Source organism: Thermosipho sp. 1070 (genome assembly GCF_001682135.1).
GTDB classification, from domain to species: Bacteria; Thermotogota; Thermotogae; order Thermotogales; family Fervidobacteriaceae; genus Thermosipho; species Thermosipho affectus.
Genome location: NZ_CP007121.1, coordinates 171,588 through 189,078, shown reverse-complemented (window position 1 = coordinate 189,078; position 17,491 = coordinate 171,588). Strand labels below are relative to the sequence as shown.

19 protein-coding genes and 2 riboswitches are annotated in these 17,491 nt (G+C 31.7%); of the genes, 9 read left to right on the top strand and 10 right to left on the bottom strand.

The annotated features are described in order from the left end of the window. Positions 1-3: 3 nt before the first annotated feature. The 9 genes from dapD to Y592_RS00895 form a co-directional block, all read right to left on the bottom strand. Positions 4-699 (bottom strand): 2,3,4,5-tetrahydropyridine-2,6-dicarboxylate N-acetyltransferase, encoded by a 696-nt coding sequence (dapD, locus tag Y592_RS00945; protein WP_075665213.1) that lies wholly within the window; start codon positions 697-699, stop codon positions 4-6. Continuing rightward, positions 696-1,349 (bottom strand): 4-hydroxy-tetrahydrodipicolinate reductase, encoded by a 654-nt coding sequence (locus Y592_RS00940; protein WP_075665212.1) that lies wholly within the window; start codon positions 1,347-1,349, stop codon positions 696-698. The genes dapD and Y592_RS00940 overlap by 4 nt, the downstream gene beginning before the upstream one ends. Continuing rightward, positions 1,346-2,212: a 4-hydroxy-tetrahydrodipicolinate synthase gene (gene dapA, locus Y592_RS00935; RefSeq protein WP_075665211.1), complete on the bottom strand. Its 867-nt coding sequence runs from the start codon at positions 2,210-2,212 to the stop codon at positions 1,346-1,348. Before dapA ends, Y592_RS00940 begins: the two co-directional genes overlap by 4 nt. Beyond that, on the bottom strand, positions 2,205-2,897 hold the full coding sequence (dapF, locus tag Y592_RS00930) for a diaminopimelate epimerase (protein ID WP_075665210.1): 693 nt from the start codon (positions 2,895-2,897) through the stop codon (positions 2,205-2,207). The genes dapA and dapF overlap by 8 nt, the downstream gene beginning before the upstream one ends. Then, on the bottom strand, positions 2,894-3,853 hold the full coding sequence (locus tag Y592_RS00925; protein WP_075665209.1) for an aspartate-semialdehyde dehydrogenase: 960 nt from the start codon (positions 3,851-3,853) through the stop codon (positions 2,894-2,896). The genes dapF and Y592_RS00925 overlap by 4 nt, the downstream gene beginning before the upstream one ends. 66 nt (positions 3,854-3,919) lie before the next feature. Next, positions 3,920-4,097, bottom strand: a riboswitch (Lysine riboswitch). Between the two features lie 39 nt (positions 4,098-4,136). Continuing rightward, positions 4,137-5,258, bottom strand: coding sequence for a hypothetical protein (locus Y592_RS00915; protein WP_075665208.1), 1,122 nt, complete (start codon positions 5,256-5,258; stop codon positions 4,137-4,139). A gap of 4 nt (positions 5,259-5,262) precedes the next feature. Continuing rightward, positions 5,263-6,102, bottom strand: a complete 840-nt coding sequence (locus Y592_RS00910; RefSeq protein ID WP_075665207.1) for a succinate--CoA ligase subunit alpha — start codon at positions 6,100-6,102, stop codon at positions 5,263-5,265. After that, on the bottom strand, positions 6,099-7,115 hold the full coding sequence (locus tag Y592_RS00905; protein WP_075665206.1) for a succinate--CoA ligase subunit beta: 1,017 nt from the start codon (positions 7,113-7,115) through the stop codon (positions 6,099-6,101). The genes Y592_RS00910 and Y592_RS00905 overlap by 4 nt, the downstream gene beginning before the upstream one ends. Positions 7,116-7,170: 55 nt before the next feature. Then, a riboswitch (cobalamin riboswitch) is annotated at positions 7,171-7,347 on the bottom strand. Positions 7,348-7,908: 561 nt separating this feature from the next. Then, positions 7,909-8,172 (bottom strand): SHOCT domain-containing protein, encoded by a 264-nt coding sequence (locus tag Y592_RS00895; RefSeq protein WP_075665204.1) that lies wholly within the window; start codon positions 8,170-8,172, stop codon positions 7,909-7,911. A gap of 177 nt (positions 8,173-8,349) precedes the next feature. Here Y592_RS00895 and Y592_RS00890 point away from each other — a divergent pair, with 177 nt between their 5' ends. Then, positions 8,350-9,606: an alkaline phosphatase gene (locus Y592_RS00890; protein WP_075665203.1), complete on the top strand. Its 1,257-nt coding sequence runs from the start codon at positions 8,350-8,352 to the stop codon at positions 9,604-9,606. Positions 9,607-9,644: 38 nt separating this feature from the next. On the opposite strand, the gene Y592_RS00885 is transcribed toward Y592_RS00890, so the two are convergent. After that, the gene (locus tag Y592_RS00885; RefSeq protein ID WP_075665202.1) at positions 9,645-10,277 is read right to left on the bottom strand and encodes a queuosine precursor transporter; all 633 of its coding nucleotides are present in this window, start codon (positions 10,275-10,277) and stop codon (positions 9,645-9,647) included. Positions 10,278-10,444: 167 nt separating this feature from the next. On the opposite strand from Y592_RS00885, the gene Y592_RS00880 reads away from it, so the two are divergent. Genes Y592_RS00880 through Y592_RS00845 form a run of 8 tightly spaced genes read left to right on the top strand, consistent with a single transcriptional unit; the run spans position 10,445 to position 17,472 of the window. Continuing rightward, positions 10,445-11,209 carry an MBL fold metallo-hydrolase gene (locus tag Y592_RS00880; RefSeq protein ID WP_075665201.1) on the top strand — a complete coding sequence of 255 codons (765 nt, stop codon included), beginning with the start codon at positions 10,445-10,447 and terminating at the stop codon, positions 11,207-11,209. Further along, positions 11,187-12,053 carry a methyl-accepting chemotaxis protein gene (locus tag Y592_RS00875; RefSeq protein ID WP_232218201.1) on the top strand — a complete coding sequence of 289 codons (867 nt, stop codon included), beginning with the start codon at positions 11,187-11,189 and terminating at the stop codon, positions 12,051-12,053. The genes Y592_RS00880 and Y592_RS00875 overlap by 23 nt, the downstream gene beginning before the upstream one ends. Before the next feature lie 17 nt (positions 12,054-12,070). After that, positions 12,071-12,271 carry a DUF3783 domain-containing protein gene (locus tag Y592_RS00870; protein ID WP_075665200.1) on the top strand — a complete coding sequence of 67 codons (201 nt, stop codon included), beginning with the start codon at positions 12,071-12,073 and terminating at the stop codon, positions 12,269-12,271. Positions 12,272-12,293: 22 nt separating this feature from the next. Further along, positions 12,294-14,366, top strand: coding sequence for a translation initiation factor IF-2 (infB, locus tag Y592_RS00865; RefSeq protein ID WP_075665199.1), 2,073 nt, complete (start codon positions 12,294-12,296; stop codon positions 14,364-14,366). A gap of 1 nt (position 14,367) precedes the next feature. Continuing rightward, positions 14,368-15,744, top strand: a complete 1,377-nt coding sequence (locus tag Y592_RS00860) for a pyruvate carboxylase subunit B (protein ID WP_088368819.1) — start codon at positions 14,368-14,370, stop codon at positions 15,742-15,744. Beyond that, on the top strand, positions 15,741-16,556 hold the full coding sequence (gene folK / locus Y592_RS00855) for a 2-amino-4-hydroxy-6-hydroxymethyldihydropteridine diphosphokinase (protein WP_075665197.1): 816 nt from the start codon (positions 15,741-15,743) through the stop codon (positions 16,554-16,556). The genes Y592_RS00860 and folK overlap by 4 nt, the downstream gene beginning before the upstream one ends. Further along, entirely contained in the window at positions 16,535-16,837 is a 303-nt protein-coding gene (locus Y592_RS00850; RefSeq protein WP_075665196.1) for an RNA-binding protein, read from the top strand. The genes folK and Y592_RS00850 overlap by 22 nt, the downstream gene beginning before the upstream one ends. Beyond that, positions 16,834-17,472 carry a class II aldolase/adducin family protein gene (locus Y592_RS00845; protein WP_075665195.1) on the top strand — a complete coding sequence of 213 codons (639 nt, stop codon included), beginning with the start codon at positions 16,834-16,836 and terminating at the stop codon, positions 17,470-17,472. Before Y592_RS00850 ends, Y592_RS00845 begins: the two co-directional genes overlap by 4 nt. The last annotated feature ends 19 nt before the right edge of the window (positions 17,473-17,491 follow it).

The following is a 17,491-nucleotide window of genomic DNA, read 5'->3' as shown; positions in this document are numbered from 1 at the left end:
TAATCACCTCATATTTCTTAAACCTTCAACAATTTGTGTTTTTGCCTTTGTTTTTTCATCAACTTTTTTAATTATTTTCCCTGGAATTCCAGCGACAACTGAGTTTGGAGGAACATCATCTATTACCACAGCACCAGCTGCAACAACGCTATTTTCACCTATTTCTACACCTTCTAAAACTACTGCATTTGCGCCTATCATAACGTTATCTTTTATAACTACAGGTTTTGCACTTGGCGGTTCTATTACACCGGCAATTACAGCGCCGGCACCTATGTGACAATTTTTCCCAATTATTGCCCTACCTCCTATAACAGCATTCATATCTATCATTGTTTTCTCTCCGATTTGGGCACCTATATTGACTACAGCTCCCATCATAATTACTGCACCATCACCTATTTCTACCATGTCTCTTATTATTGCTCCTGGTTCAATTCTTGCATTGTATTTCGTTAAATTTGCAAGAGGAATGGCTGAGTTTCTTGAGAAGATTTCTGTTTTGAATTTTTTTATTGCAGGATTTTTTACAATTTTTTCTATTTCCTCGTAGTCTCCAAATATTATCCCAAATGATTCGGTGCCTACAAATTCAACACTTTTAAAATTTATGTCTTTTAAGTTACCAGATATATATGCTTTTGTAATGGTCCTTTTCTTTGAATTAGAGATAAGATCTATTATTTCCTGTGTATTCACTTTAATCCCTCCTTTATTACGTCTTTAAAGGTATAATAACCTTTCTTTTTACTTAATAACCATTCAGAAGCTTTGAGTGCACCAAGGGCAAATACTTCTCTGGAAATTGCCCTATGTGATATTGAAATTAATTCTCCTTGATTTGCAAATAAAATCGTATGATCTCCAGGTATTCCTCCTATTCTTGCGGAAGTTATATTTATTTTTCTGTTGATAGCTTTTTCAAGCATAAAGGCTGTACCAGAAGGTTTGTCTTTTTTCTCAGAATGGTGTATTTCAAAGATTTCACAATCCCAATCACTAAAAAGTGTTTTGAATTTTTCAAGAATTTCTACAATTATATTTATTCCAAATGAAAAGTTATATGATTGTAAGATTGCAACTTTTTTTGAAAGATCTTTTAAGGATGATATATCTTCATTTGAAAGACCAGTTGTTCCAATGACGAGGTTAGCGCTATTTTTAATACAGAGTTCTATAGTATGTGGCAACGCATCTTTTGAAGAGAAATCAATTATTATCTCAGGAATGTCTGTTTGTTTTATACTATTTTTGTCCACGTATAACACAGGGGTATGTCCTTTCTCGTTGAATAATTTGGTTATTAGTCTTCCTATTTTTCCTTTGTAACCTATAACGCCATATTTCATATTAAATTACACTCCCTTAATGTTTTTTCTAAAATTTTTCTGCTTTCTTCCTTTGCAGGATAAAGTGGAAGTCTTAGTTCATTCTTAATTAATCCCATTAGACTTAAGGTAAGTTTTACCGGTATAGGGTTTGTTTCTACAAATAGGGCTTTAAAAAGGGGGTAGTATCTGTAGAACAATTCTCTTGCTTTTTTTATTTCTCCTGTTTTAATTAATTTAAACATTTCCACCATTTGATTTGGAATAATATTTGATGCAACAGATATGACACCATCACCACCACTTACTAGAAATTGGAATGATGTGTCATCATTACCGGAAAACACCTTAAAGTTTTCGTTTTTAAGAAGCATCACTTTGTTAATTTGATCAAAAGATGAATTTGCTTCTTTCAGTGCGACAATATTCTTACAATCATTTGCAAGATTGTATATTGTTTCAGGTAAAATATTTACACCTGTTCTACTGGGCACGTTGTATATTATTATTTCTAAATCTGTATGTTCTGAGATATATTTGTAATAGTGATATAATCCTTCTTGAGTGGGTTTGTTGTAGTAAGGTGTGACAATAAGTAATGCATCTGCACCATTTTTTTCGGCATTTTTAGTCAATTCCAAGGTTTGAGTTAAACTGTTTGTCCCAGCTCCAACCACTAATGGTTTATTTGGATAAAAGTTTTTAACAAAGGAGATTAACTTATTTCTCTCTTCTATTGATATGTTTGGAGCTTCACCCGTTGTTCCCAGTAACACAATGGCATCAATGTTGCTTTGAGTTTTAAGAAGTTTTTCAAGTGCTTTAAAGTCTATTTCACCATTTTCAAATGGTGTAATAATAGCAGTTCCGATTCCACTAAACATTTTCCACACCTCCCTCAAGGTAAAAACCATCATTTAAAATATGTACGTATAATATGCCTCCTTTTGTTATTACTTTAACTTTATTTTCATTTAATATAATCGCTGATGCCGTTGAGCCACTTCCACACGATAATGTTTCTCCTTCAACCCCTCTTTCAAATGTCCTAACTTTTATTGTGTTTTTTGAAAGTTTTTGTACAAAATTAATGTTTGCGTTTAATTTTTTTCTTAGTTTTTTTCCAATATTGTTGATCATTATTTTGTCTACATTATCTACAAACGTAACAAAATGTGGTACTCCTACTTTTAGAAGATATCCGCTAAAGTTTTCAATTTTTATTTTTTGTGCAATAGAAGGCTTTGGCATTTTAATTAGTATTTTTCCGTTGTATATTTTTCCAAAAACTAATCCGGCATCGGTTAGAAATTTTGATACATTTTCTTTTTTTTCGTTTTGTAGATAATAAAAGAAAACCCTTGCTCCGTTCCCACAAAATGGTGCTCTACTTCCATCTTTGTTAAAATAATCCATATAATATATTCCATCTCTTTTCTCTACGAATAAAGCACCATCTCTATCTTTACAGTTTTCCAAAACCCATTTTTTCTTTTCATTATCTGAAATACTGGTTTTTGAAATATCAAATAGTACAAAAGAATTACCATTTGCAGTGTATTTTTTCATTTTCTCATCACCTCTAATATTCGAATCGCATTTGTGGCTGCGCCCACTCTTATGTTGTCTGCAACGTTCCATATTGAAAATGTATAGTCATCAAATTGTCTAAGTCGTGAAACGTATACTATATCTTTTCCTTCTACATCTAAAGGAGTTGTTGGATCTTCGGTATATATTACATTTTCCGATTTTGAAAGAAGTTCCTTTATTTGTGATATTTTAAACTTTTTTTCGGTTCTGATGATTATAGATTCAGAATGTCCGTATTTTACAGGAACCCGAACGGTTGTAGGATATATTTTTATAGAGTTGTCGTTTAATATTTTTTTGGTTTCATTTATCATTTTGTATTCTTCTTCAGAAAAATTGTCATTTAATATGTTTCCGATAACGGGGATGACATTGTGAGCAATTTGTTTTGGAAATACATTTTTTTCGTTATTACCGCTAATTTGGTTTAAATATTCTTTTAATGCTTTATGTCCGGCACCTGATACAGCCTGATAAGTTGAAACATATATTTCCTTTATTTTTAAAAATTCATGAATTTTGTGTATTGAAAGAACCATTTGTATAGTTGAACAGTTTGGATTTGCAATAATACCTTTGTAGTTTTTTACCAGATGTCCATTTATTTCTGGGACGACAAGCGGAATGTTTGGAACCATTCTGAATGCTGAAGAATTATCAATTACTATATTTCCATGATTGGCTGCAATTTGTGCAAAATGTGTGGAGATATTTTTTCCTGCTGAAAAGAGAAGAAAGTCATATTTTTCTTTCATTGATTTTTCTGTTAATTCTTCTACTTTTATTTTTTTGCCGTTAAATTCAAGAAACTTCCCCTTGGATTTATTAGAAGCAAATAATTTTAGTTTTTTTACGGGTATTTTGAAGTCTTCCAATACTTTTATCATGGTTCTGCCTACTTCGCCGGTTGCACCCACAATACCTATTACCACATCAAACACCTCCATAAAAAAATTCGCCTCGTGAAGAGGCGTCGTTGAGAAAAATATATTTATTTCCCAACGATCGGCTCTCCACGGATATTTCCGTGACAGTGGCACAGGTATTCCCTGTACCCCCAGGCATGTAGAGTGGGAGAAACTCTACACCCTTCGGCGTCCTCGCCTTTCAGATTCTCCCAATATTCTCCCATTGATGGAAAATCCTACTCTTCTTGGACGCACCTCCGATCGTATTTAGCTAAATTATACCAAAAAAAAACAAATATAAAAATCACTAAAATGTTAATAATGTTAATATTTTGTTAAATACAACCATGCCCAATAAGGCGAAAGGATATGTTGCACCGTATCCTGCAACTGCTAGGTTACTTTTTGTAGATTCTAGAGCTGCTCCAAGTCCTGGAGTACTTGTCATACCACCAGTTATAGCACCGGCTAAAATTTCCCAATCCAATTTGAATACGTATTTTCCCAGGAAAAAGCCGATGAATATAGAAAATAATGCTATTATTAATGATATAACCATTAAGATCAAACTATATCCATTAAAATTTTCAATTACTTTGTATCCTGATTTAAGGCCTATTGATGATAGAAACATTACAAGCCCAAGATTCTGAATATTTTTCAGAAGATCGGTGTTGAAAGAAAAATTTATTTTTCCAATATTTCCTATAGAACCAAGTGTAAGTGAAGATATTAATAGGCCACCTGTAATTCCCAACTTTATAGTTGAAAAGCCAAGATTTAATGGGATATTACCTATAATAATTCCTATTGCAATAACTAAAGAATATGATAACAAGTTGAACGTTTTTTCTTTTGCTTCTTTTTTGTTTTCCGGTAATTTTTTTTGTTGTGATATTTTTATTTTGAAGATTGATGGTATTAAGTATATGGAGAAAATAACGGCAAGTACGCCTGGTATATAACCAACTGTATATCCAAATACCACTTCGCTTGTGTGATTCACACTTTCAAGAGCTGTGGCAAGACCAGGTGAGCTTGTGAGACTTCCTGAAAATACACCTATTAGGTTATATGGATTAAGTTTTAGAATTAAAATAAATGTAACAGTGAGTAAGAAACCTGAAAAAGTTATTGTAAGTGAGAGTATGAGAAACTTCATGCCGTATTTTTTCAATATTTCTTTTATTTCTTTTGATGCTATTAAGCCAATAGATGTCACAAAAAGTATAAGAGAAAATTGAAAAAAAATGTTAAAAGTATTTTGAAAAGATTTTTCTGAAGAAACAAAATGTGGAAATAACCAGCCAAAAAATAAACCACTAAAAAGTGTTCCAGAAGTTCCTAATTTGAAATTTTTGATCTTTAAGTTTCCCAACAACATCCCGAAAAAAATGCTTAAAAACAATAAAAGATAAGGATTTAGCATTTGATCACCCCAATAAGTTTTCTATGTATTTTGCTACTGGAATGTTTAAATTTTCTAATTTTTTTTCTTTAAATTCTATTGTACCTTCTAAACCTTCGACAATTGCACCAGCATGCCCCATTCTTTTTCCCTTTGGAGCTGTTCTTCCAGCAAAGAAAAATTGTATATTAGAATTGTACCCTTTATTTAGAAATCTTTCCACGTCTAAAATTTCTTCATTACCACCAATTTCGCTTATTATTATTATTTTTCTTGGATTAAGTTTTGAAACATACAAAAGTGCTTCGTAAACACTTGTGCCGATTATGGGATCTCCACCTAATCCTATGCCAATTTTAATTCCTGTTGATTTTTTTGAGATAAAGTTTGCTATCTCATACATTAGAGTACCACTTTTGGAAATTATTGCAACATCCCCTGGTTTAAATGCGTTTTCAGGCATTATTCCAATCTTAGAAACACCTGGTAAAATAATTCCAGGACAATTTGGACCTACAAAGGTAACATTCTTTGATTTTGCGTATTTGTATATTTCTAGCATATCCATTTGTGGAATGTGTTCTGTAATGGTTATGATCTTTTTAATTCCCGCATCTATTGCTTCAAATATTGCGTCTTTGGCAAATTTTGCCGGTACAAATACAATACTCGTATCACAACTGAATTTTTCAACAGCATCGTACATGTTATGAAGAACAGGAACATGTTCAATTTCTTTTATCTTTGTATTTTTTGAGACACCACATACTATGTTTGTGCCGTATTTTAACATTTTTTTTGTGTGGAAACTACCATACTTTCCAGTTATACCTTGTACACATACTCTTTCTGTACCATTTATCATACGAAGTCCCCCTTTACAGCACTTTTGATCATTTCATACATATCGTCAAAAAAGTGAATATTGTGTTCTTTTAAAATTTTTTTTGCTTCATTTTCGTTAGTTCCAGTAATTCTAACAAAAAGTTTTATATCATCATTTTTTTCTTTGAAACTTACAATCGCTTTTGCTATTTCATCGCATTTTGTTATTCCACCAAATATATTTAGGACAATATTTTTTAACGAAAGAGATTTTAAAAGTTCAAGCGCTTTAATTGTAGTTTTTGTATCTGCACCTCCACCAAGATCAAGAAAATTTGCAGGTTTACCTCCATACAAACTTATTGCATCCATTGTTGCCATTACTATACCTGCTCCACAGCCAATTACTCCAATATCACCATCGAGTTTTACAAAATGAAAAGGATATTCTTCATGTACAAATTTTTTTGCCCATTGTTGCCTAAAAATCGCATTATCATCTAAGTGTAATACGGCATCAAGTGCCATTATATTTCCTTCTTTTGTTTTTACTAATGGATTTATTTCCAAAAGAGTTAAATCTTTTTCTTTCATTATTTTGTGTAATTTTTGGACTATTGGTTGGATTTTTTTTGGAAGTTTTTGGATATCTGATAAACTATGTCGTTCAATTTTATCTTTATTATCTTCTATATCAATTCCGCCAAAGTGTGAGAATAATATTTTTATTTCTTTTTCATATCTATCGATGTATAAAGATAAGTAGTATTCTTTTTCGATATTTACCATTTTTTCAACTAGAACTCCATAAGGTGTTTCACCCATTATTTTTTTGTGCAGTAGTTTTTTTGAGAATTTTAAAAATTCATCTTTGTTTTGTGCAAATAAAATTCCTCCAGCTTTCATTCTGCCTCCAACAAGCACCTGACTTTTCAGGACAGCAGGTAAAAATTTCACTTCAATTTCCCTATCATTGGAAATAAGATAACTTTCAGGAACAGAGATCCCCCCCTCTTTTAATATCCTTTTTCCTACAAATTCATGAATTTTCACTTTCACACCTCCCGTTTCGCAAAAAAATTTTTCTCAATCTACCCGCGAGATTGAGAAATACGTTGGAATAAAGGCAGGTCTCCCGGCTCCTGGATCTTCCTACTTACCACGCCTTCCCAGGTTTCCCCAGTGGCTGGTTGTGGCTTTCGTCCCCAGTTACGGTGGCGGGGCCGCACTGGTTTTTCACCAGTTTCCCTATTAAGCCATAGGCACCTTTATTCCACGTTGTATTTAATTTTCAATGTTATTATATCATCAAGTTTTAAAAATTGAAAATAAAAAAATCAGATTAGACGTGTATTATTTTGAATTTAAATTGGAAAAAATACAAAAAATATCATTATTTGGTAATATGTTTAAAAATAGCTATACAAAGACTTATATAAAAATGAAGATAGAGAAGAGGAAAAGACTTTTGATTTATTGAAATTTAGATTTTTTATATTTCAAACATTTGGATAAAAAGGACTTTCCGCTTACTTTATTTTTCAAAGAAAGTAATTTTTAATATTCAGAAAAGACTTTATTGTTTTTTAAAATAATGAATGAAAAAGATAAAATAAAAATTATGAAGTTTTAGAAAAAATGTAGTCTAAATGGAATGTCTTAAAATTATAGGTTACAAAAATTATATATATATCTATTCAAGACTTGTTATATTTAAAGAAAAAATTATGAGTTAAGATAAACAAGAATCCAAAACGTAGGGTAAGAAAATTACAAGAGATAATAAGTATTTAGAATGAGGCGCTTTACTAACGCCTCACTTTATTTTCATTATTGATTTTTAAAGTTAGTGTTTTAGGATAAGGTTTTTTAATTTTTTATATTCCTCTTCGCCAATTTCACCTTTGGCAAGTCTTTCGTTCAAAATTTTTAGACTGTTATCGTATGTTTCAAAATTTTTTTCATAGCGAAAATCTGGATGTCTTTCAGAGTTTTTGATTAATTTGTAAATTAAGAATGCAAAAAAGATTAAAACAATTAAGCCTATAACTGGGACTATCCAACTAAACCATCCACTGTGCCAAATAAAGGGTCTATGATACCAGTACATCAAAAAACACCTCCTATTTGTTTCTACTTTATTTATACAGATTAAAACTTAAAAAAAACTTAGAATTTCAAGTTTTTTTAAGATTTATGAGTTTAACTTTCTTTATAAAATTAAAAAAATGGTAAATATTTTTTTGTAAAACTCTTTACTGATATAAAAAATCGGGAGGTGAGGATCGTGAAAAAGTTTTTCAGTATTTTAATTTTGTTTCTTATGGTTGTGGTTTTGGGCAATTTTGGAGTAAAGAATGTTATATACTTCATAGGTGATGGAATGGGAATTAATCATCTGGTTTTGACAAGTCTTCTTGAAGGAAAAACATTAAATATTATGAAATCACCTTTTGTTGGTTATGTTACGACATACTCTGCAAACTCACTTGTTACAGATTCTGCAGCTGCAGGTACTGCCCTAGCCACTGGTTTTAAAACAAATAATGGTATGATTGGCATGCTCCCAGATGGAACAATAGTTCCAACTATTTTTGAAATAGCTTCAAAATATGGTATGAAAACGGGAATAGTTGTAACTTGTAGAGTTACCCATGCGACTCCTGGTGCTTTTTATGGACATGTAAAAACTAGAAAAGATGAAAAGACACTTGCAAATCAGCTGTTAAATAGTAAGTTAGATGTGGTGATGGGGGGAGGTTGGAAATATTTTGATGAGAAGATAGTAAGTGAAAAGGGGTTTGACTATATTAAAAGTAAATCTGAACTTGCGAATTATACAGGAGATAAATTATTAGCGCTTTTTTCTGATAGTCATTTAAATGCAGCAAGTGAGCGTACAGATGAACAACCTATGCTTTATGAAATGGTCGAAAAGGCACTTTACCTACTTTCCAAAGATGAAAAGCCATTTTTCTTAATGGTAGAAGGTTCACAAATTGATTGGGAAGCCCACGGAAATGATGTATATGGTGTGTGGAAAGAAGTAGTGGAATTTGATAAAGCAGTGGAAGTGGCATTAAAATTTCTTGAAACACATCCAAATACGTTAATTGTTATTACAAGTGATCATGAAACAGGAGGGTTAGGTCTTTCAACAGGAGAATATTCATTATATATAGATGTAATAAAAGGGTATAAAAAGACAGCAGACTGGATAATGAAAAACTACGATGTTAACAATGAAGAAGAATTTAGGAAAACTATAAAGCGTTATTTCAACGTTGAACTTTCAGATAAGGAAATTCAATTATTAAAACAAACAAAAAATTCAAGTAATCCATATAAAGCAGCAAGTTTGCTTGGAAGAATATTAAGCGAAAAAGCCCTTGTTGGTTGGACTACTTATAAACATACGGCAGCTCCAGTTCCAATATTTGCATTTGGTCCAGGTGCGGAAAATTTCAATGGATTTATGGACAACACGGATATACCAAGGATAATATCAAGATTACTTGGATATTCTCTTTCACGTGAGTTTTAAATGAAGAAAATATAAGAATAACCCGCAATTTTTGCGGGTTATTTTTCAAATGCCAGGTCTTTTTTAAATCTTTGAATGCTTATGTTTATTATTGGGCTATTTAAGCTTGAGAGTATTAACTTTACAATATATTGGGATATTACCATGTTCATTAATACATTTAGATCATAAGTCCATAAGAAAGAGACTAAAACAAATACTATAGAGTCAACTAGTTGAGTTATAACCATTGAAAACGTATTTCTAAATATTACGTTGTTTATTTTAAATAACCTTTTGGGCAAGTTAAATGCCCAAACGTTTGTATATTGTGCGGAAAGATAAGCAAAAAAACTAGCAAGAATTATTCTCGGAGTAGAATTAAACACAGCTACATAAGCGTTGTTTTTGTTGAAAATACTTGCAGGTGGATAAAGAATTACAATATAAGAATAAATAACCAATATTAAAGACGATATAAATCCAATCTTGATAACTTTTTTTGCGATTTTCTCTCCATATATCTCAAATACTATGTTTGATATTCCAAAACTTAGAGGATATATTAATACAGATAAAGTGATAACAAAAGGACCTATATTAACTAATTTACCTGCAATAATGTTTGAGATTATAATAACGGCGGTAAAAATCCCAGAAAGTGTAATGAGTTTTTCATAGTATTTTTCCATCTTTTTCCTCCTTTTATCTCAAATTTTTAGCATTTAATTCTATAATGTAATTGCCTTTTTTTCAAGTAAAAATATTGTAAAATCTGTTAAAATTGTAAGAGTATCTTAATTGGTAGTTTTAGATATCTGGTATAATATAATATAAAGCGGTAGAAGGAGGTGCAAATATGAAAAATTTGTGTTTGTACGATGACGGTGAACATAAATATTATTTACTTGGCTGGGAAGAAACAGAAGAAGGTGGTTTAGTACCTACAAATCAGTATTTAATCGTCCATGGAAATAAAGGTTTTTTGCTTGATCCAGGTGGTGCGCATGTCTTTCCGAGAGTACTTGCAAATGTCTCAGAGATAATATCTCCGAAGAATATAGAAGGTATTTTTTATTCTCACCAGGATCCCGATGTATCTTCTGGTGTTACAATGTGGCTTTCTATAGCTACTAATGCAAAAATATATATATCTGAACTTTGGGTGAGATTTTTACCACATTTTGGTGTGTATGATAAAAGAAGAGTTGTTGGAATTAAAGATAAAGGCAATGTTAATATGAATTTTAGCGGATATAAATTAGATTTTATTCCAGCCCATTTTTTACATGCACCTGGAAATTTTAATGTGTATGATCCTATTTCGAAAATTCTCTTTTCGGGTGATATTGGTGTTTCTGTTTTACCGTTTAATGAAAGAGTACAAATGATTGAGGATAATTTTGGTGAATTGTTAGAATACATGGAAGGATTTCACAAAAGGTATATGAGTTCAAACAAGGCGTGTAGTAAATGGGTGAATATGGTTTCAAAATATGAGATTTCTATAATTGCTCCTCAACATGGAACATTGTTAAAAGATAAAGCAGCAAGAGATTTTTTAAATTGGTTTAAAAACTTAAAATGTGGAGTTGACATAATTGAAGAATTTTACGGGAGATGATAATATGAAGATAGATAAAGATACGTTAAATACACTTTCTTCTGCTTTTTACGTGCAAAATTTAATGTTATCCTTTATGGATCAATTAGATGAGGTTTTAGTTTCAAGGATTTCTGAAATAAAAGGGGAAATTGAGAAAATAACGGAAAGATTTGAAAAGCTAAGCAAAGATATTGATAATCTTTTGGGGAATTTTTCAAGGGAAAGTAATGAGATATTGAAAAATATAGAAAATGCCTATGAAATAAATAAAAAGATAGATAATGATTTAAAAAATCTTGGAACAGATGTAAATACAGTTTCAAATAAATTTAGTGAGACTATACAAAAAACATCGGAAACTTTTGAAAAATTTAGCAAAGTTGGAGATTTGGTGAAGGCTATACAAAAGATTGCAAAACAAACAAATTTATTAGCTTTAAACGCTTCAATTGAAGCAGCAAGGGCCGGAGAATACGGAAGAGGATTTGCAGTGGTTGCTTCAGAAATCCAAAAACTTGCAGAGGAATCTCAAAGTGCATCAAATAATATATCAAAAATTATTGCGGAAATATCTACTTCTATAAAGGATTCACTTGGTTCTTTAAATGAGATTCAAAAGCTTTTTGATGCGGTACAAAATGCTTTGGCAAATTCCATGGATTATATGAAAGATAACATTAAAGTTATGGAAAACTCTAGAAATTTACTTAATATAACTGAGGAAAATTTAAAAGAAGAATCAACAGTTTTGTCTGAATCGGTTAATATATTATCAGAGACGTCTAATGAATTTAGTGTTATAGTAGAAGTGATAAAGTCTATTGTGAATTCCCAAAAGTCGTTAAAAGACTTGAAGTTATAATCTAGGAGTGAGATTATATGGAGGACAAAAGGTTTGTTATATTACACGGATTTGAAAAAGATGATATATTTAAAGTAATGAAGATATTAAAGGAAAATTTTCCAGAAAAGGAGTTGATTTTTGCAACTACCACCCCAACTAATTTGAATTGGAAACTTTCCGATTTAATAGTTGAAATTGAAAAGGAGCACAAAGTTATGAAAAAAATGAGGAAATAATAGGAGTTTTGGAGGTGATTCAATGGCTCGATTAAGAGTATATGAGCTTGCAAGACAGCTTGAAATGGATACGAGAGATTTAATGAAGGAATTGGCTGATTTAGGTATTGAAATAAAAAGCCATATGAGTTATATTGATGAGGAAACGGTAAATTTATTACTTGAAATGTACGGAGAAGAAGAGTTAATTTATGAAGAGTATGAGCTTCTTGATGATGAAGAGGAAAAAGTAAAAAGAAAGAAAAAAGAGAGTGTGGAAAAAGAGGAGATAACAAAGAAAAAGAAGGATATAATTAAACTTAATGAAGAAGATCTGAAATTAGATAAATTTTCCAAAAAAATAGGGGTTCCTCAAAATAGAATAATACAAGATTTTTTTATGAAAGGTGAAGTTCTAAAGCCTGGGCAAACTTTGAATTTGCAACTTGCAAAAAAGATAGCAAAGATGTATGATGCGAAAATATCCTTTGATGTAGAAGAAAAAGAAGAAGTTAGAGAAAATCCGTTGGAAGAAATTGAAAGATATTTTGAGCAAAAATATTCCGAAGGAAAGGACTTAGTAGAAAGACCTCCTATTGTTACTGTAATGGGTCACGTTGATCATGGTAAAACAACTCTTTTGGATTTTATAAGAAAAACTAGGGTGGCTGAAAGAGAAGAAGGGGGGATAACACAAAGTATAGGTGCATATCAAGTGGAAACAAATGGGAAAATTATCACTTTTATAGATACTCCAGGGCACGAAATTTTTACAGAAATGCGCGCAAGAGGTGCCCAAGCAACGGATATAGCAGTTCTCGTTGTTGCAGCTGATGATGGTGTTATGCCTCAAACTGTTGAAGCATATAACCACGCAAAATCTGCTAATGTGCCCATAATTGTTGCAATTAACAAGATAGATAAACCAAATGCCAATGTAGAAAAAACAAAACAAGAACTTGTAAATAAATTGAACTTAATACCAGAAGAATGGGGTGGGGATACCATAGTTGTTCCCATTTCCGCAAAAAAAGGTCAAAATGTAGATACATTACTTGAGATGATTTTATTAGTTGCGGAAATGCAAGAGATAAAGGGACTTCCAAATGGTCCTGTGAGAGCTGTGATAATCGAAACAAAACTTGATAGAGGATTTGGGCCCGTTGCAAATGTAATTATTAAAGATGGAAAATTGAAAGTGGGCGACTATGTAATTTCGGGAAAAGTTATGGGAAAAGTTAAAGCATTGGTAAATGATAAAGGTCAAAGAATAAAGGAAGCTGGCCCTTCAACTCCTGTTATGGTCGTAGGTTTTGAAGAGTTACCAAATTCCCACGGAGTAGTTTATACCGTAAAAAGTTTGGAGAAGGCAAGGGAAATTACAGGAAAAATAGCAGAACAGGAACAAAAGGAGTTAAAGAGAAAAAGACATATGAAGTTAGAAGAAATATTAAAGATGATGGAAGAATCGGAAAAGAAAGAATTAAAGTTGATTTTAAAAGCTGATACACAGGGCTCTATGATAGCGTTAAAGGGCGCGATTAATAAGTTGCAGAGTGAGGAGATTAAAATTAATATAATTCATTCTGGTGTAGGTGCAATTACAAGTAGTGATGTTATGCTTGCTACGGCTTCTGATGCGATAATTTTAGGATTTAGAGTAAAAGCAGACGGCAAAGCCAGAAAAATGGCAGAAGCCGAAGGTATTCAAATAAAAACTTACTCAATAGTTTACAAATTGATAGAAGATTTAAAAGCAGCTCTTGAGGGAATGCTTGAACCTGAAGAAGTAGAAGAAATAACAGGTAGGGGAGAAGTTAAAAAAGTTTTTAAGATAAAGAAAGTTGGAAGTATTGCAGGTGTACAAATGTTTGAAGGATTTGTTGAAAGAAATGGAATGGTCAAGTTGTATAGAGAGGGAAAGTTAATTTACGAGGGAAAGATAGAATCGCTAAAACATTACCAACAAGATGTTAAGAAAGTAGAAGCACCTCAAGAGTGTGGTATTAAATTGGAAAATTTTGATGATATCAAAGAAGGTGATGAACTAGAGTTTGTAATGTTAAAGAAAGTTTCTAGAAAACTTAATTTTGAAAATGAAAAAGGAGAGGAATAATATGTTTGTAGATACCACACTAAGGGATGGTCATCAGTCTTTAATTGCAACTAGAATGAGAACAATTGATATGATTCCTGCATTGGAATCCATGGATTCTTTGGGATTTAATGCTATGGAAGTTTGGGGTGGCGCAACTTTTGATGTATGTGTAAGATTTTTAAAAGAGGATCCATGGGAGCGCATCAGAACAATTAAGTCTAAATTAAAAAACACAAAAACTCAGATGTTGCTTAGAGGGCAGAATTTAGTTGGGTATAGGCATTATGCCGATGATGTAGTTGAATTGTTTGTAAAAAAAGCGATTGAAAATGGTGTGGACAAAATAAGAATTTTCGATGCGTTGAATGATATAAGAAATCTTGAAAAAAGTATAGAGGTGGCTTTGACAAACGGGGCCCATGTGCAAGGAGCTATTTCCTACACGATAAGTCCTGTTCACACAACTGAATATTATATTTCCTTTGCACAGAAATTAGTTGAACGTGGTGTGCATTCTTTGTGTATAAAAGATATGGCGGGGTTGTTAACTCCAAAAAAAAGTTTTGAATTGGTAAAAACATTAAAAGAAAGATTTAATGTACCAGTTGAATTACACACACATTGTACATCTGGATTGGGAGATTTAAATTACATTTCAGCAGTTGAAGCTGGTGTTGATATTTTGGATACCGCTTTATCACCTTTTGCATCTGGAACCGCTCAACCACCATTTGAATCGATGTATTATGCAGTTAGAGAATATAGAAATATTCCTGAGATAAACTGGGAAAGTATAGCTTATCTTGTGGAATATTTTACAAAGATACGAGAAAAATACAAAGAATATGATGTAATGATGAAAAGTATAGACTATAAGATCTTAGTTTCACAAGTTCCAGGTGGAATGTACTCAAATTTGGTAAAACAACTTTCAGAACAAAAGATGTTACATAAGCTTCAAGATGTTTTAGACGAAATACCCAGAGTGAGGAAGGATTTAGGATATCCTCCACTTGTTACTCCAACTAGTCAAATTGTTGGAGTACAGGCAGTCCTAAATGTTTTATCTGGCGAAAGGTATAAAAAGGTTACAAATGAAGTGAAGAATTATGTGAAAGGAATGTATGGAAGACCTCCTGCCCCAATTGATAAAGAATTAATGGAAAAAATTTTAGGTGATGAAAAACCTATAGATTGTAGACCGGCAGATTTACTTGAACCTGAGTTAGAAAAATTGAAGAGAGAAATAGGGATATTAGCTGATACAGACGAATATTTGTTGATTTATGCAATTTTAGGTGAAGTTGGAAGAAAATATCTTAGGGAAAAATATGAGGAAAAAATACGCGTTGATTTTGCGTTGGTGGATGAATATGAAGGAGGTTATCCCATTTGATTATTGGATTAGGTACAGATATTGTTAATATTAAGCGTGTTTCAGAGAAGGTAGCAAATAGAGTTTTAACTGAAATAGAAAAGAAAGAAAAATTAAACGCCCAATATATAGCTGGGCGTTTTTCTCTAAAGGAATCTTTTTTTAAGGCCCTTGGGACAGGAATTAACGGTAATTCTTTTAAAGATATTTCAATCTTGAACAATAAACGTGGAAAACCTTATGTTATTTTTCACAAAGATTTTGGAGGATTTAATTTTTGTCACATATCATTATCGCATGATACATTTGCCTTTTCCACTGTTATTTTGGAACGTCAATTTGGGAAAGTTTTTTTAGGATTGGGGACAAATATAGGAGACAAGGAAAGGAATTTAATAGATGCTTTGACTTTACTGGAAAAAAGAAATTTGAAGATATTAAAAGTATCAAGCATTTATGTTACAAAGCCTTATGGATATACAGAGCAAGATGATTTTTACAATATTGTTGTGGAAATTGATACAGATTTATCGCCATTGAAGCTTTTAAATAAGTTATTGAAGATAGAAAATGATATGGGAAGAAAAAGGACGATAAAATGGGGCCCAAGGATCATAGATATTGATATCTTGTTTTACGGTAATTTGGTTGTTGATATGGAAAATTTGAAAGTTCCACATTATGATTTTGAAAAAAGAAGTTTTTTTGTGGTTCCTATGGCAGAGATATTGGAAAATTTCAAACATCCCGTAGCAAATATTTCGATGAAGTCTTTTGCGGATAGTTTTGAAAAAGATTGGGAGGTAATACATTGGAATTTGAAGAGTTACTAGATTTAGAAAGAAAGATAGATGAGTGTATTGAAAAAGAAGATTTTGAATTGTTAAATAAGTTACTTGATGAACGTGAAAAATTTATAAATTCTAAACTTCCAAAAGAAGTGTTAAAATTGATTTATGAAAAGGATCAAATACGAAAGAAAAAGATAAAAAAAATTATAGATAAATTAAAAGTTCAAGCCAAAGATTTAAAAGCTGGCGAAAAAGCCTTGAAAGGGTATGGTAATATCTTTGGCTTAGAAAATGAAGGTGGGAGGTTTAAAGGAAAAGGATGAAAGAAGAAATATTAAGAGCTGTTAGATTTATTGTGGAAAATGGATTAGTTAAAGGAACTTGGGGAAATGTTTCAATTAGGGATAAAGATTATGTTTATATAACGCCATCAGGTATACCGTATGATAAGTTGAAAGAAGAAATGATAAGTGTTGTTGATTTTAATGGGCGTTTGATTGATGGTTTGAAACCTTCCTCAGAACTTCCGACGCATTTGGAAATTTATAAGAATCGCAAAGATGTTAATGCAATAGTCCATACGCATCCTGTGTTTTCGACCACTGTTTCAGTAGTATCAAGTGAAATACCCCCATTGATAGAAGATGCAGTTATGATTTTAGGACCAGAAATTAAAGTTTCAGAATACGCTCTTCCTGGAAGTATTGAACTTGCAAAAAATGTTGTAGATGCTCTTTCTGATAACAATGCAGTTATATTAAAAAACCACGGGCTAATTACAGTAGGTTTTGATATTGATGAAGCATTGACTGCAAGCTTAGTTTGTGAAAAGACAGCTGAAATATATTTATATACTTTGAATATTGGAAATTTTTCGACAATTAGTTATGAAGACGCGGTTATACTGAGAAATAAGTATTTAAACGGTTATAGACAGATTAAAAAAGATATTGGATAATATTTGTGTAAGACAATAC